Below are 14354 nucleotides of genomic sequence, written 5' to 3'. Positions count from 1 at the left end.
TTGTGGGGAGAGGTTAGGAGTGGGGGTGGCTCCGCTAGCCCCCGCAAGCTGAGGGTCGCTCAACCACCCCCACCTCCAACTCCTCCCCACAAGGGGGAGGAGGGCGGCCCATCCCGCGCAATTGCCGTCACGCTGACGGACAGGGACCCGCGCCAAGCTCGCTGACTCTGCACTGACGCTCAGCCGACGACCGTATCACCTGCTTACAGGCGAGGCCTCGATGACCGAATTCCTGCAGCACCTCCTCAACACCCTGGTCCTGGGGGGCACCTATGCCCTGCTGGGCATCGGGCTGACCCTGATCTTCGGCATCATGAACGTGGTGAACTTCACCCACGGGGCGCTCTACACGGTGGGCGCCTACGTCATGTACCTCGCCGTTACCGCCCTCGGGCTCGGCTTCTTCGCCGCCCTGCCGACCGCGATCCTCGGCGGCCTCCTGCTCGGCGCAATCCTCGACCTCGTGCTGCTGCGGCCCTTACGCGGCGCCGACATGGACACGACCATGCTGGTGATGATCGGCGCCGGCATCGTCCTGCAATCGGGCACGCTCTGGCTGTTCGGCGGCGTCGCGAAATCGATTCCGACCCCTTTCCCGGATGCGCCGCTCCAGCTCGGACCCGTCTCGGTGTCGTGGCTGCGGCTGTTCGTGCTGGGCGCGGCTCTCGCGCTGATCGGCCTGACCTACTGGCTCATCAACCGGACCCGCCTCGGGCTGGCCATGCGGGCCACCTTCCAGGACCACGACACGGCCTCTCTGATGGGGGTCAACGTGCGGCTCATCTACACCGCGACCTTCGCCATCGGCTCCAGCCTCGCGGCGGCGGCCGGCGCACTCCTCGGGCCTGTCTATGTGGTGTTCCCGCAGATGGGCGGGATGGCCGAGCTGAAGGCCTTCGCCATCGTCATCCTGGGCGGGCTCGGCAACATCACCGGGGCGGCCATCGGCGGCTTTATTCTGGCGCTGGCTGAGGAGCTGGGCGCCGGCTACATCTCGTCGGGCTACCGGGACGCCATGGGCTTCCTGATCATCATCGCGGTGCTGATCTTCAAGCCGACGGGCCTCTTCGCCAAGGCGGAGCGCATCGGATGACCCGGCACCTCCCCGCTCTCGCCCTCCTGGCGGCGCTGGCCGCCCTGCCCTTCGCGCTGGGCCACAACCCCTACCTGCTGAACGCGCTGATCACGACGGGCATCGTCACCATCGCGGCCATGAGCCTGAACCTGCTACTCGGCTTCACCGGGCAGCTCAGCCTCGGGCACATCGCCTTCTTCGGCATCGGCGCCTATGTCAGCGCCCTCACGAGCCTCGGCTTCGATGTGGAACTGTTCTGGGGCCTTCGCATCGTACACGAGCCCTGGCCGCCTGTGGTGGGCTTCGGCCTCGCCGTGCTGGCGACGGCCGCCTGCGGCTACCTCGTCGGCCGCCTCTCCTTCCGGTTGCGGGGTGCCTATTTCGTTATCGTGACGATCTCCTTCGCCGAGGTGGTGCGCCTCGTCGCCCTCAACTGGGTGGAGCTGACCCAGGGGCCCCTGGCGCTGACGGGCATCCCACCCTTCAGCCTCGGCCTGCCCGGCCTCGGCTCCGTCACTCTGCGGACGAAGCTGCAGAACTACTACCTTGTCCTCGTGGTCGGCACGCTCTGCTACGCCCTCATCGCCCGCCTCGTGCGTTCGCGCTTCGGACGGGCCATGCGGGGCCTGAAGGAGAACGAGTCCCTGGCCCTCTCGGTCGGCATCAACGCCACCCGGACCCTGACCCTCGCGGCGGTGATCTCGGCGGCGATGGCGGGGGCGGCCGGCAGCCTCTACGCCCATTACCTGCGCATCATCGATCCCGACGTGTTCCTGTTCTCCACCACGGTGACCATGGTCATCATGGTGGTGGGCGGCGGTAAGGGCACGCTGCTCGGCCCCGTCGTCGGCGGCCTGATCTTCGGCCTGCTTCCCGTCGCCCTGCGGCCGGTCATGGTGCCCGAGGCGCAATGGATGGTGTTCGGTCTCGTGCTGATCGTGATCCAGTTCGTCATGCCCCGCGGCATCGTGCCGGGCCTCACTCGCCTCGCCACGCGCCGTCACGCGCCCGGTGGCGCACCCGCCCGGATGCCCGTGGAGGCCAGGCCATGAGCGAGATCCGCGCTCCCATCCTGTCGGTGGACCATGTCGGCGTGCGCTTCGGCGGCCTCGTCGCCATCGCCGACCTGCATTTCGACGTCCATCCCGGCGAGATCGTCAGCCTGATCGGCCCGAACGGGGCCGGCAAGACGACGGCCTTCAACGTGATGACGGGCTTCCTGAAGCCCAGCCAGGGTCAGGTCCGGTTCCGCGGCACCAGCCTCCAGGGGTTGCAGCCGCACGAGATCGTCCGTCTCGGCCTGAGCCGGACGTTCCAGCGTACGAGCGTGTTCCCCGACGACACCGTGTTCGACAACGTGATGATCGGCCTGCATCGGCGGGGCCGCGCGCGGCTGGTCGACACGCTGCTCGGGCGGGACCGCACCGGCGAGGTGGCTCTGCGAGACCGGGCCCGTGAACTCCTCGACTGGGTCGGGCTCTCCGGCCGGGCTCAGGAGAAAGCCGGGTCCCTGGCCTATGGCGAACAACGCCTCGTCGGGGTCGCGCTGGCCCTGGCCACCGAGCCTGCCATGCTGCTCCTCGACGAGCCGGTCTCGGGCATGAACGCCTCCGAGACCCAGGTCTTCGTGCGTCTGATCCGCTCGATCCGCGAGCGCGGCGTCACCATCCTCCTCGTCGAGCACGACATGCCGATGGTCATGGAAGTGTCCGACCGGATCGTGGTCCTGAATTACGGCCGCCTCATCGCCGAGGGGCCGCCGGCGGCGATCCGATCCGATCCGGCCGTGATCGAGGCCTATCTCGGCCAGGGAAGTGCCGCCCGCGAAGCCGCACAGGCCGCCAGGGAGACGATCGATGCTTGAGATCCGCGATCTCGTCTGCGGCTATGGCACGGTGACGGCTCTGAAGGGGCTCTCGCTCAAGGTCGAGGAGGGACAGCTCGTGGCGTTGGTCGGCGCCAACGGCGCCGGCAAGTCGACGACGCTCCGGGCCGTCTCGGGACTCATCCCGGCGCGCTCGGGTAGCATTCACTTCGCCGGCCGGGACATCACCGGCACCGACCCGCGCAAGGTGCTGGCCCAGGGCATCGCCCATTGCCCGGAGGGGCGGCGGGTGTTCCCGCAGATGAGCGTCGCGGAGAACCTCGCCATGGGCGCCTACCTGCGGCGCGATCCGCCCGGGGTGTCCGCCGATCTCGCGCGCATCTACGGCGAGTTCCCGCGCCTCGCCGAGCGCAAGCATCAGGCCGCCGGCACCCTTTCGGGGGGCGAGCAGCAGATGCTGGCCATCGGCCGTGCGCTGATGTCCCGCCCCCGGCTCGTCCTGTTCGACGAGCCTTCGCTGGGGCTCGCCCCCAACATCGTCGAGCGCATGTTCGCCGTCATCCGGGCGATCTGCGACACCGGCACCACGGTCCTCCTCGTGGAGCAGAACGCCTTCGCGGCCCTCGAACTCTGCGACTACGCCTACCTGCTGGAGACCGGCCGCATCGTACTGGCGGGGCCGGGCTCTACGCTGATCGCGGACCCGCATGTGCGCCAAGCCTATCTCGGCGGTTGAAGGCGGGGCCTGGATCCATGCCTGCCGGATCGGGGCCCTGGACGGCCGGGCCATTCTCCCCGTCTTCGTCGCCGGGCGCCATCTCGTGCTCGTGCGGGACGGTGACGGCATCTTCGCGGCGGAACGGGCCTGCCCGCATGAAGGGGCGGATCTCGCCCTCGGCCATTGCTCCGGGGGACGCCTGTTCTGCCCAAGGCACGCGGCATGGTTCGCGCTGACGGACGGTGCCGTCTCGCCGGGATGGTTCTTTCGCGACCTCCACACCTACCCGACCCGCAGGAAGGGGGGCGATATCCAGGTACGGATCGAATCCGACGGATGAGGACGCGGGCCGGCCATCGTGACCGGGATCCGCGAGAGGGTGCATGGCATTGCCGGGTTCGCTCGCCGAGACGATCGTCTCGGCGCCGCGGCGATGAAGCCCAGTGATCAGAGCGCCTTCAGAAAGATCGGCCAGCGCGGATCGTTCATGATCGAGCGGGCCCGCATGTGTTTCCAGATTCCGTATTTGTAGAAGTCGAAATCGAGGGTGGAGATGGTGTTCTGCACCATCGCCCAGGTCGACCATTTCACGTCGGCGAGTGCTTTATGCACCATCAGGCGGGCGAACGATGCCTCGTCGTAGCGCCCGAAATACGCCTCGATCAGCTCGCGATCGACGCTCTCGGGGAAGAACATCTCTCCGCTCCAGATCGCGAGGTCGTAGAGGCGATCGTTGTTGGAGGCGTATTCGAAGTCGATCAGCAGGATGGAGCCATCCTCGCCAATGAGGAAGTTGCCCGGCATCGGATCGTTGAAACAGGGTACGAGATCGAGACCGGAGGCTTCGAGCGCCGACTGCGCCAAGCGCGTCTGGCGCGTCAGCCACACATGATCGGGCGGCATCGGCGCCTGGAGTTCGGCCACCTGCCGGTCATGTTCGGCGATCATGTCGAACACGGTCTTGGTGAGGGGCAGCAGCGGCGCTGCGTGGAATCGGCGATAGACGCCCATCGCCTCGGCCCGCAGGGCGGGGTCGGCGAAGTCGCGGTGGGTCGAGGGACGTCGGCCATCGACGAACTCGGCGATCTCGATGTCCCGTGCGTCGAGATGATCGAAGGTACGGGGCCCGAGTCCGATCGCTTCGGCCTGCCGGCTGGCGGCGCGGGCGGCGGCGCGATCGATGAACATTTCCGTTCCGCGACCGGGCATCTTCACGAAATAGGCATGCGGTTCGCCATCGATCTCGACGCGCCAATTCATGTTGCTGATGCCGCCCAGGACCGGGCGATAGCGCATGGGGCGTCCCTGCCATGGCGCGACCGAGCGGAGAATGGCCTCGAAGGCGCGTTCGGTATCGGTGGTGCCGCCGCCCAGGGATATCATGCTCGCCTCGTCACAGGGATCTCAGGCTTTCCTCGAAACCCGGTCCACCGACCCGCATCCGGCACCGCAGGAAGCGCCAGGCCGCATATTTGCGGAATTCCAGGGCGCGACGGGGTGACAGGCGGTCCATAGCCAGGGCCCGGAGGCCCCAATGGAGATCGTCGGCGGCGGCATAGGCCCGGCAACGGTGGAAGATGGCGTCGCGGTAAGCCCCTTCCGCCATCTCGATCGCAGGCTTCATCTGGGCGTCGAACTGGCAGGCTTCGTTGAGAAAGGCGCCGAGCTGGTAATGGGGGTCGGTGTCACAGGCCATGTCGAAATCCACGAGCCGGAGCGCGCCGTCCGGGGAGAACAGCAGGTTCGAGGCATGGGGGTCGGCATGGGCCGGACGGATCTCGGTTCCGGCGGCTGTCAGCGCCGCCTCGATGGCGTCGACCCAATCGAACAGGAACCAGGAATCCTGCGGCAGGGTGTCGGCCTCCTCGCCGAGGAATGAGCGAAGCCCGCGGATCGCCTCGAAGACGCTCCAGCGACGTTCGAACGGTTCGCCGGCACCGATGCGCCGCAAGGCCTCGAAGACCGTGACCATGCGCTCGGGCCGGCGCAACGCGTCGAGGGTGGCGGGACGCCATTCGGGGCCGAGAGACTCGAACAGGATCGCGCCCTCCGCCTCGGCCAAGTGGAGGGGGCGAGGCGCAAGACCCAGGGAGGCGATCCGTTGCGCTGCCCGAAAGGCAGCGGAGGGATCGAGCAAGGCCGCGGCCGCGCGCTCCCCCACCTTCAGGAAGTAGCGAGGTGCCGCATCCGCGGCCTCGCCGACGAGGTACGAGGTCGATTCGACGCCGTGATAGGACGGCGAGGCGACCCCTGGCACAGCCTCCCGATAATGGACCGCCCTCCCCGCCAGCATGGGCGCGGCGGCAAGGGCCGCTTCGGCAAGGCGTTCCTGCGTATCCGCCGGCATGCCGAGCGCTTTCACCGGCGCTCCTTCTCCACTTCGAGGACCGACAGGCCCTCGTTGGCCAGGATAAGGAGCATATCCGCCAGGACCTGCGTGCCGAAGGCATGATCCTCCGGCGTGGTGAACTCGGTCGGGTGGTGGATCACGCCGCCGACACTGGGGACGGCCAGCACGATGGAGGGACACACCGCCGCGAGGCTGATCGCATCATGGCCGCCGATCGTGTCGAGGGATCGGGCCGGGGCGCCGTTGGCGTCGCTCGCGCGCTCGGCGAGGTGGACGAGACCGGGCGACATCCGTCCGGCCGCGCGGCGGTCGATGGAGCGGATCTCATGCCCGACTTCGGCCCGTGCCGCCGCCGCCTCGATGCTCGCCAGCAGCCGCGTCTCCGCCTCGGCCAGGATCGCCTGCGATCCGGAACGGAGCTCGATGAACAGCACGGCCTCGCTCGGAACGGTGTTGGGCGAGTTCGGATACACCTCCATCCGGCCGACGGAGGTGTGCAGGTCGAGCCCGAATTCCCCGGCCAGCGCCTTGAGATCGGTGATGACATAGGCCCCGGCCAGGAGAGCGTCGTGGCGCGCCGCCATCGGGGTCGGCCCGGTATGGGCCTGCCGCCCGAGGAAGGCGAGGCGATACTTCACGGCTCCCCAGAACCGCGTGAAGGCACCGAACCGCAGCCCTTCCCGCTCGAGGACCGACTCGCCTTCGATGTGCAACTCGAGATAGGCGTCTGGAATCGGGACGGTATCGGTCCCGGCATAGCCGATGCTCTCCAAAGCTTCGCCGACCGAGATCCCCGCCCCGTCCCGCCGGCCGAGGGCCCAGGCCAGGTCCGCCGCCCCCGTGAAGACGCTGCTGCCGAGGAGGCTCGGCTGGAAGCGAGCCCCTTCCTCGTTGGTCCAGTTGGCAGCCACGAAGTTGCAGGCGGACCGGCCGCCGCTCTTTTCCAGACTCTCGCGGACCGCCAGGATGGCCTCGCAGGCGGAGATCACACCGAGTGCGCCGTCGAAACGGCCGCCATTGGGCTGGCTGTCGATATGGGAACCGACCATCACCACGGGGGCGTTGGCGCCGGCCAGATCGAGGCGCCCGAACTGATTGCCGATAGGATCGACCTTTTCCGCGAAGCCGTTCTCGCGGAACCACGTGGCGAGCCAGTCGCGCGCCTGTCCGTCTTCGGGCGAGAGGGTCAGGCGGGTCATGGAGCCGCCCGCTCCGCCGCCGAAAACGGAGACGGCCTCCATCATGGCCTGGAGGCGCGCGGGGTCGATCCGTACGGAAGAGGGTGAGGTCGTCTCAGGCATGGATCACATCCACTTGTGTGCGCTGAAAGGCCCGCGCGATATCGCGCGTGAGAGGGGCGTTGGTGACGAGGGTGTCGAGGCCGAAGGTGCGGATCGTGCCAAGCCGGCCGAACTTGGAGGAATCGGCCAGGATGACGGAGTGGCGCGTGCGCTCCACGGCGAAACGGCGCAGGACCGCCTCGTCCTCGCCCAGATCCATGAACCCGAGCGCGTGATGCACGGTGACGATGCCCATGATCGCCACGTCGTAGATGTGCTCGCGCAGGACGGTGTTCGTGCGATGGCCGAACAGGGCCCTGTAGTCCGGCTTCATGTCTCCGCCCAGCACGGTGACCTGCGCCTGGGGATCGCCCGCCAGAAGCGCTGCGATGTCGATGGAGTTGGTGTGGACCCGGATGCGCCGGCCCAGCAACTTGCGAGCGAAGGCCAGTGTCGTGGTGCCCGCATCGATGAAGACGGTCATGCCGTCCTCGACGAGTGGCAGGGCGGCCTCTGCGATCCGCGCCTTCTCCCGGGCGGCGACCCGGACACGTTCATCGAAGGGCCTGTCGCTCTCTCTCCGGTCGAGGACGGCCCCGCCATAGACCCGCCGCGCATGGCCACGCAGTTCGAGGTCGCGCAGGTCGCGCCGCACGGTCTCGGTGCTGATGGCGAGCCGGGTCGCGAGGTCTTTCACGGTCACCCGCCCGTCGCGTTCGAGCGCATCGAGGACGAGATCGAGGCGACGCCCGGTGATCCCCATCGCAGGCATTCCCTCCTTTGCCGCCGATCCGGGGCCATGTGCCCCGGTCCCGACGCCGACCGGGAGATGGACCCGCCGAAGGAACAAGCCGTGCATCAGACGAGTCCGGCGACACGGTTCGGGGCGGGATCCGTCTCGAGATGGCAGGCGGCGAGATCGCGCGATCCGCGCACGCCGAGGTGCGGGCTCAGGGTCACGCAGGTCTCGAATGCCTGCGGGCAGCGTGACCGGAACGAGCAGCCGGTCGGCAGGTCGATCGGGCTCGGGGGCTCGCCCTCGAGGAGACAATCCTCCGGCCGGTAGCGCCGCTCCTCCAGGGTCGGCATCGCCGACAGCAGGGTCCGCGTATAGGGATGGCCAGGATCGAAGAAGAGGCGCTCGTTATCGGCGAGTTCCACGACCTCGCCGAGATACATCACGGCGATACGGTTGCAGGCTTTGCGCACCATGGCGAGGTCGTGGCTGATGTAGATGTAGGTGAGGCCGTGCGCGCGCTGGAGCGTGTCGAACAAGGCCAGCAATTTGAACTGTTCCGTCTGGTCGAGGGCCGAGAGGGTCTCGTCCATGAGCAGGATCTCCGGGTCGAGCACCATGGCGCGGGCGACGTTGATGCGCTGGCGCTGCCCGGCGGAAAGCCCGAGCGGCAACTGGTCGTAGAGCGAGACGGGCAACCCCACATCGTTCATGACGTCCCGTACCTTGTCGCGGATACGCCGGGCGTCGCGCCAGCCATGAGTGCGCAGGGGCGCTTCGAGCATCGCACCGATGCCCGTGCGCGGAGGCAGCGAGTCGAACGGATCCTGGAGCACGAGCTGAAGCTTGCGCCGGAAGGCGAGAAGCTCGGACCCGGAAAGCCCTGCAATGTCCCTCCCCTCACACAGGACCTCGCCGCTGCTGGGCCGTTCCAGGCGGCTGAGCAGGCGCATCAGGGTGGACTTGCCGCAGCCGGATTCGCCGACCACCGCGAAGCTGTCGCCCTTGTGGATGTCGAAGGTGACATGGCGAACCGCGCGCAGCGCGCTCGTCCCGGCAAAGCTGCCGCGCTTCTTCACCCGGTAGGTCTGCGACACGTCCCGCAGGCTGACGATGGCGGAGCCCGGCATTGCGGCCTTCCGCGGGATGGCCGGCACCGTCGGCCGCGCGCTCCAGATCGCGGGGATCTGCGCCACGAGTTCGCGGGTATAGGGATGGCGGGGCGCGGCGATCAGCGCTTCGGTCGGCTGCTCCTCCACCAGCCTGCCCTCATCGATGACGAGGATACGGCTCGCCGCCTCGCGGGCGACGGGGAGCGAGGACGAGACGAACAGGATCGCGGTGTCGAACCCCTCGGTCAGCTCGCGCATCAGGCGGATCACCTGGGCGGCGACGGTGACGTCGAGGGGCTGGGTCACGTTGTCGGCGACCAGAAGCGCCGGGTTCGAGATCATGGCGTCGACGATCAGGGCCCGCTGCATCATTCCGCCGGAGAATTGCGACGGGTAATCGTGAAAGCGCGCGCTCGCCGAGGGAATGCGCACCGCGTCGAGCATCGCGATCACGCGGTCCTGTGCTTCGGCCGCATTCACCTCCGGCGCCACCGCCCGGATCTTCTCCACGATCTGGCGCCCGACCGGGAGGGTCGGATCGAGGGCACCCATGGGATTGGCGCCGACATAGGCGATGTCGCGGCGTAGCCGCCGCATCTCGCGCGCGGGCAGCGTGAGAAGGTTGCGGTCGCGGAACCGAACCTCGCCGCCGCCGATGACCAGGGGCGGGGCGATCCAGTTGACCACCGCCCGGGACAGCACCGTCTTGCCGGCGCCGGAAGCGCCGACCACGCCGACGATCTCACGCGGCGCGACGTCGAACGAGATGCCGTCGAGGATACGGCGCTCGCGACCCGGAAGGTTCAGGTCGATCCGCAGATCGCGGACGGAGAGGACGGGGCCCATCAGGCGCCTCCGTGAATCGTGTTGCGCGCGCGCTCGAAGGCGGCGCCGATCAGGTTGATGCTGGTCAGCGTCAGGCACAGGAAGACTCCCGGCATGGTGGCGATCCACCAGGCATTGAGGAGGTACTTGCGGCCATCGGCGATGATGTTGCCGAAGGTCGGTGTCGGCGGTTGCACGCCGAGACCGAGGAATCCGAGCGTCGACTCGAAGATCATCATCCGGGCGACGTCGAGCACCGAGGTGAAGAGCAGCGGCGGCACCAGCAGGGGCACCAGCAGGGTGAGGATGATGCGCGGGTGCGTCGCCCCGGAGACCTGCGCGGCCCGCACGTATTCACGGCCCCGCTCGGCCATGACCATCGAGCGCATCACCCGGGCATAGACCGGCCAGTTCGACAGACCGAGTACCAGGATGATTGCCGGGATCGTCGGACGCGAGACACCGAGCACCGCGATGGCCAGGATGATCATCGGGATCGAGAGTTGCGCGTCGGTGATGCGCATCACCACCGTATCCGTGCGACCGCCGAAATAACCCGCGATCGTGCCGAGGGCACAACCGATCAGGAGAGTGACGGCGACCGAGGCAACGCCGATCAGGAAGGAGTAGCGCAGGCCGACGAGGCTGCGCACCAGCATGTCGCGGCCGATCTGGTCGGTGCCGAGCGGGTGGGCCCAGCTCCAGGTCTCACCGACGAACAGCGGCGGCAGCAGGCGCGCGCGCACGTTCATCTTCAAGGGATCGATGCCGCTGAGCTCGGGGTAGAAGGCAGCGGCGAGGGCGAGGAGCGTGAACAGCGCGAAGCCGATGCGGAACTCGGTGGAGCGGCCGGCATGCGAGAGGATGCGCCGGCCGATCGAGCGGGAGGCGGCGACGTCGACCCGCAATGGCTGGGCGACCAGGGTGGCGTCGAGGGCGCTCATCAGTATTCGAGCCTCGGATCGATGGAGGTGGCGGCGAGATCGACAAGGATGTTGATGAGGACGAAGATCGCGCTGGTGACGATCGCGATGCCCTGGATCAGCGGGAAGTCGCGCTGCAGCACCGCATTGATGGTGAGCAGCCCCAGACCGGGATAATCGAAGATGTATTCGACGATGATCACGCCGCCGAGCAGGCTGGAGAACTGCACGCCGAGCAGGTTGAGCAACGGGACGGAGGCGTTGCGCAGGGCATGGGCGGCGACGATCCGGCTCGGCGACAATCCGCGGACATGGCCGACGGCGACGTAGGATTCGCTCATCTGCGCGGCGACGGCCCCCGACAAAGTCCGGATCAGCACCGGCGACAGTTCCACCGCGAGCACCAGGGCCGGCAGCACGGTGTAGGAGAAGCCGCCATAGCCGATCGCCGGCAGCCAGCCGAGCTTCACCGACAGGAGCAGCGCCAGGACGATGCCGAGCCAGAAATTCGGCAGCGAGACGAAGACCGACGAGACGGTGAAAGCCAGCTTATCGGCGATGCCGCCCGGGTGCAGGCCCGCCGCGATTCCGAGCAGGCTGGAGAAAACGAGGGCGAAGAGCAGGGCCAATGCCGCCAGTTGCAGGGTCATCGGCAGGGCATCGAAAATGAGGTCCAGGACCTTCGCACGCTCGCCGCGGGTGGTGTCGTTGAAGGTCGCGCCGCCGGTCGACGCGCCGTTGGCCGGCCGCACAAAGCTCTGGCCGAGATCGCCCTGGACGACGCGCACCATGTAGCGTCCGAACTGGACCGGGATGGGATCGCGCAGACCCATCTGGGTGGCGATCTGCTCGATCAGGGCTTCGGGCGCCATGCCGCCGGCCATGAGCCGCACGGGATCGCCCGGCACGACCCGAAGCAGCGTGAAGATCAGCAGCGAGACCAGGAAGATGATGACCGCACCCTGCGCGAGGCGCCGGGCGAGGAAACTGAGAACGAACATCGGGTGCAGGTCCGGTGACGGGTTCGGCAGGGCGCGACACGGCTCCCGCCGGAGCGGACCGTGTCGCGCGCCCGACGCGCATGGGATCGGGCTGGTTGCTCAGACCGTCTTGGAGGCGTCGATGGAGCCGTCGGGATAGACATAGAGACCCTGCAACTCCTTCTGCATCGCGTGGATCATCACGGAGGTGAACAGCGACAAAGCCGGCACTTTCGCCGCGAGGAGCGGCATGGTCTCGTCCTGAAGGATTGCCTTGCGTGCTTCCAGCGTGGGCGCGGCCCGCTCCTTGTCGAGGCTCGCGTCGATCGCGGCGTCCTCGATGCCGGTGATCCGGTGCGAGGACGAGTGGAAATGGGTGCGCAGCACCAGATCCGGCTCCGGCGAGCCCGTGGACCAGCCGCAATCGACCATGTGGCCCGGGCCGCCGCCGGGGCGATGGTAGAGGCGCTCGTTCCATGCCGCCGGTTCCAGGACGGTGAGGCTCACCGGGAACCCCTGCTCGTTGAGCATCGCGGTGATGACCTCGCCGTATTCCTTGGTCTTCGGGTAGAAACCCACCGACGTGATGTATTCGAGCGGCGGCAGCCCCTTCCCCTTCGGGAAGCCGGCCTCGGCCAGCAGCGCCTGCGCCTTGGCGGGGTCGTAGGCCGGATAGTTCTCGAGATCGACGTAGCCGAATTTCACGGGCGAGACGTAGTTCGCGGATGCGTGGCCGGCCGCCCCCAGAAGCTCGACGATCATCGCCCGGTCGATGGAGTGGCAGGCCGCCATCCGGATGCGCACGTCGTTGAAGGGCGGTTTGGAGCAGCGGAACCAGAGATACTTGTTCTCGACGGAGACGACCTGATTGATCGCGATCTTCGGGTTGGCCTTCACGGTCTCGACCTGCTCGGGCTCGAGCCGTTCGACGATCGAGGCCTGCCCGTTCATCAGCGAGAGCATCCGGGTGGTCGAGTCGCCGGTGAAGGTGAAGTCGATGCCCGGGATCGCCGGCTTGCCCTTGAAGTAGCCGTCGAAGGCGGCGAGGACGGTGCTGTTGCCGCGCTGTTCGACGAAGCGGAACGGACCCGTGCCGTTGAGCCGGCGGGTCAGGGCGCCGCCCGGGCCTTCCGCGATGTCCTTGGCCGACATGATCGGCAGGAACGACGCCAGGAAGATGAAGAGATGGGCGGGATAGCCGCCCTTCGACGTGTCGACGATGACGGTCTCGTCGTCGGGCGTCGTGATGGTCAGCGTGTCGGTCGGGCCGGGATACCATTGCGCCGGCCGGTCCTTGCCCGAGCCGTATTCCAAGGTGGCCTTGACGTCCTCGGCCTTGAACGGTTTGCCGTCGTGGAAGTGGATGCCCTTGCGCAGCTTGATCTGCAGGCGGGTGGGCTCGATCAGCTGGATATCGGTGGCGAGCTCGTAGACCACCTTGCTCGGGTCATCGAGCGTCATCGGCGTGCGGGTGAGGAAGCCCATCACGAATCCCTCGATGTTCTTCTGCGAGAGCGTGGTGTGAGCGGTCGGATCCCAGTTGCCGGTGATGTTCTCGGCGGACAGGAACACCAGCGGCTTTCCCCCTTGCGCGAAAGCGGAGGAGATCAGGAAGTCCGGATTGATCTGGCTGACACCGGCCAGTGCCGCACTGCCTTGCAGAAACCGCCTGCGATCCATCCCGTCGGCCATCCCGAAACTCCCAAAGCCACGTATCCGTCAAAGTGGTCAAAAACCACAAAGCACGGCGCGTGCCAGAGCGCTCGAATCGGTCAAAACGGGCATGGGGCGGATGGTGGCGGGGCGGGGCAGGAGATGGCTCCCAATCGGCGATCCGGCTCTCTCGTCCCATCGATGGGTGGGGATCAGCGAAGGGGCGATATCAGCAGGGCTCTGGCCCGGTGCGGGCCTGCGCCGCGCCGGCGCTTCGGTGGAGGACAGCGTCAACCTCGCTCATAGGCCAATTTAACGAGGCTCCATGAAGTAGCCTCGCCGGGTATCGCCACACGTCGCGGAGCCCGGTCGGGTCGATGCACCGTTCCGGGATCTCCTGCATCGGGCCGCCGCGCTACAAGGGCGAGGTTGTGCCGTGGCGACCGGCGGGAGGGAGCCTGCCACGCGGCGCCCTTATCGATCACGCGGCCTCGGAAAGGCTCCGCTCGGCGACCACGAGGGCGCGGCCCAGCTTGATCGCTCCGTGGTGGCGGCGGTCCGCGATCGCGTCGTGGATCGCGAGCAGGTGGGGGGCGAGCGACGGGCTCGTCCGCATGATCTCGGTGGCCTGGCGGGCGAAGAGATCCTCGGCCTCGGCCGGATCGTCGGCGAGGTAGAGGATCTGCAAGGTGACGCAGAGCATCTTCGCGGGCGTGTCGGCCTCGCTCTCCTTGATGACCTCGGATTCGCGCAGGAACTTGCAGTGGGTCTCGATGAGGAAGTCGGAGCGCCGCGATCCGTTGCGGATGAGCGCGCCGTTGATGAGGAAACCCTCGTAGGGCTTGAGGTCGAGGCGCAGGGCCATGGCGGTGAATCC

The 14354-nt window shown here is 67.7% G+C and carries 14 protein-coding genes; 5 read left to right on the top strand and 9 right to left on the bottom strand.

What is annotated here, in order from left to right; translation table 11 throughout:
* The first annotated feature begins 220 nt into the window (after window positions 1-220).
* From IPV08_RS15430 to IPV08_RS15410, 5 genes are read left to right on the top strand one after another with little or no spacing between them, the layout of a single operon-like run.
* Complete coding sequence (locus IPV08_RS15430; protein WP_056141947.1) at window positions 221-1093, top strand: branched-chain amino acid ABC transporter permease; 873 nt, start codon at window positions 221-223, stop codon at window positions 1091-1093.
* Entirely contained in the window at window positions 1090-2127 is a 1038-nt protein-coding gene (locus IPV08_RS15425) for a branched-chain amino acid ABC transporter permease (protein WP_207412492.1), read from the top strand. The genes IPV08_RS15430 and IPV08_RS15425 overlap by 4 nt, the downstream gene beginning before the upstream one ends.
* Entirely contained in the window at window positions 2124-2939 is an 816-nt protein-coding gene (locus tag IPV08_RS15420) for an ABC transporter ATP-binding protein (RefSeq protein ID WP_207412491.1), read from the top strand. Before IPV08_RS15425 ends, IPV08_RS15420 begins: the two co-directional genes overlap by 4 nt.
* Window positions 2932-3636 carry an ABC transporter ATP-binding protein gene (locus IPV08_RS15415; protein WP_207412490.1) on the top strand — a complete coding sequence of 235 codons (705 nt, stop codon included), beginning with the start codon at window positions 2932-2934 and terminating at the stop codon, window positions 3634-3636. The genes IPV08_RS15420 and IPV08_RS15415 overlap by 8 nt, the downstream gene beginning before the upstream one ends.
* Window positions 3608-3958: a Rieske 2Fe-2S domain-containing protein gene (locus IPV08_RS15410; RefSeq protein WP_207412489.1), complete on the top strand. Its 351-nt coding sequence runs from the start codon at window positions 3608-3610 to the stop codon at window positions 3956-3958. Before IPV08_RS15415 ends, IPV08_RS15410 begins: the two co-directional genes overlap by 29 nt.
* 107 nt (window positions 3959-4065) lie before the next feature.
* On the opposite strand, the gene IPV08_RS15405 is transcribed toward IPV08_RS15410, so the two are convergent.
* From IPV08_RS15405 to IPV08_RS15365, 9 genes are all read right to left on the bottom strand, one after another.
* Window positions 4066-5001: a phosphotransferase gene (locus tag IPV08_RS15405; protein WP_207412488.1), complete on the bottom strand. Its 936-nt coding sequence runs from the start codon at window positions 4999-5001 to the stop codon at window positions 4066-4068.
* A gap of 10 nt (window positions 5002-5011) precedes the next feature.
* Window positions 5012-5980, bottom strand: coding sequence for a phosphotransferase (locus IPV08_RS15400; protein ID WP_207412487.1), 969 nt, complete (start codon window positions 5978-5980; stop codon window positions 5012-5014).
* Window positions 5977-7269, bottom strand: a complete 1293-nt coding sequence (locus tag IPV08_RS15395; RefSeq protein WP_207412486.1) for a Zn-dependent hydrolase — start codon at window positions 7267-7269, stop codon at window positions 5977-5979. The genes IPV08_RS15400 and IPV08_RS15395 overlap by 4 nt, the downstream gene beginning before the upstream one ends.
* Complete coding sequence (locus IPV08_RS15390) at window positions 7262-8020, bottom strand: DeoR/GlpR family DNA-binding transcription regulator (protein WP_246747976.1); 759 nt, start codon at window positions 8018-8020, stop codon at window positions 7262-7264. Before IPV08_RS15390 ends, IPV08_RS15395 begins: the two co-directional genes overlap by 8 nt.
* An 86-nt stretch (window positions 8021-8106) precedes the next feature.
* Complete coding sequence (locus IPV08_RS15385) at window positions 8107-9942, bottom strand: ABC transporter ATP-binding protein (protein ID WP_207412485.1); 1836 nt, start codon at window positions 9940-9942, stop codon at window positions 8107-8109.
* Window positions 9942-10865: an ABC transporter permease gene (locus IPV08_RS15380; protein ID WP_056433956.1), complete on the bottom strand. Its 924-nt coding sequence runs from the start codon at window positions 10863-10865 to the stop codon at window positions 9942-9944. The genes IPV08_RS15385 and IPV08_RS15380 overlap by 1 nt, the downstream gene beginning before the upstream one ends.
* On the bottom strand, window positions 10865-11845 hold the full coding sequence (locus IPV08_RS15375; protein ID WP_207412484.1) for an ABC transporter permease: 981 nt from the start codon (window positions 11843-11845) through the stop codon (window positions 10865-10867). Before IPV08_RS15375 ends, IPV08_RS15380 begins: the two co-directional genes overlap by 1 nt.
* A gap of 99 nt (window positions 11846-11944) precedes the next feature.
* Window positions 11945-13516 (bottom strand): ABC transporter substrate-binding protein, encoded by a 1572-nt coding sequence (locus IPV08_RS15370; RefSeq protein WP_207412483.1) that lies wholly within the window; start codon window positions 13514-13516, stop codon window positions 11945-11947.
* Window positions 13517-13958: 442 nt separating this feature from the next.
* Complete coding sequence (locus IPV08_RS15365) at window positions 13959-14342, bottom strand: flagellar biosynthesis repressor FlbT (RefSeq protein ID WP_056433946.1); 384 nt, start codon at window positions 14340-14342, stop codon at window positions 13959-13961.
* Between the last annotated feature and the right edge of the window lie 12 nt (window positions 14343-14354).

It is taken from the genome of Methylobacterium sp. SD274 (genome assembly GCF_017355285.1).
GTDB lineage: Bacteria > Pseudomonadota > Alphaproteobacteria > Rhizobiales > Beijerinckiaceae > Methylobacterium.
Note: the sequence above shows the minus strand (reverse complement) of the source record. Positions and strands in the feature narration are given on the sequence as shown.

Excerpts from the sequence above, each read along its gene's own strand:
- IPV08_RS15390 (WP_246747976.1), bottom strand. The coding sequence starts at position 8,020 with ATGCCTGCGATGGGGATCACCGGGCGTCGCCTCGATCTCGTCCTCGAT.
- IPV08_RS15405 (WP_207412488.1), bottom strand. The coding sequence starts at position 5,001 with ATGATATCCCTGGGCGGCGGCACCACCGATACCGAACGCGCCTTCGAG.
- IPV08_RS15430 (WP_056141947.1), top strand. The coding sequence starts at position 221 with ATGACCGAATTCCTGCAGCACCTCCTCAACACCCTGGTCCTGGGGGGC.
- IPV08_RS15385 (WP_207412485.1), bottom strand. The coding sequence starts at position 9,942 with ATGGGCCCCGTCCTCTCCGTCCGCGATCTGCGGATCGACCTGAACCTT.
- IPV08_RS15410 (WP_207412489.1), top strand. The coding sequence starts at position 3,608 with ATGTGCGCCAAGCCTATCTCGGCGGTTGAAGGCGGGGCCTGGATCCAT.
- IPV08_RS15365 (WP_056433946.1), bottom strand. The coding sequence starts at position 14,342 with ATGGCCCTGCGCCTCGACCTCAAGCCCTACGAGGGTTTCCTCATCAAC.
- IPV08_RS15420 (WP_207412491.1), top strand. The coding sequence starts at position 2,124 with ATGAGCGAGATCCGCGCTCCCATCCTGTCGGTGGACCATGTCGGCGTG.
- IPV08_RS15375 (WP_207412484.1), bottom strand. The coding sequence starts at position 11,845 with ATGTTCGTTCTCAGTTTCCTCGCCCGGCGCCTCGCGCAGGGTGCGGTC.
- IPV08_RS15370 (WP_207412483.1), bottom strand. The coding sequence starts at position 13,516 with ATGGCCGACGGGATGGATCGCAGGCGGTTTCTGCAAGGCAGTGCGGCA.
- IPV08_RS15425 (WP_207412492.1), top strand. The coding sequence starts at position 1,090 with ATGACCCGGCACCTCCCCGCTCTCGCCCTCCTGGCGGCGCTGGCCGCC.
- IPV08_RS15395 (WP_207412486.1), bottom strand. The coding sequence starts at position 7,269 with ATGCCTGAGACGACCTCACCCTCTTCCGTACGGATCGACCCCGCGCGC.
- IPV08_RS15380 (WP_056433956.1), bottom strand. The coding sequence starts at position 10,865 with ATGAGCGCCCTCGACGCCACCCTGGTCGCCCAGCCATTGCGGGTCGAC.
- IPV08_RS15415 (WP_207412490.1), top strand. The coding sequence starts at position 2,932 with ATGCTTGAGATCCGCGATCTCGTCTGCGGCTATGGCACGGTGACGGCT.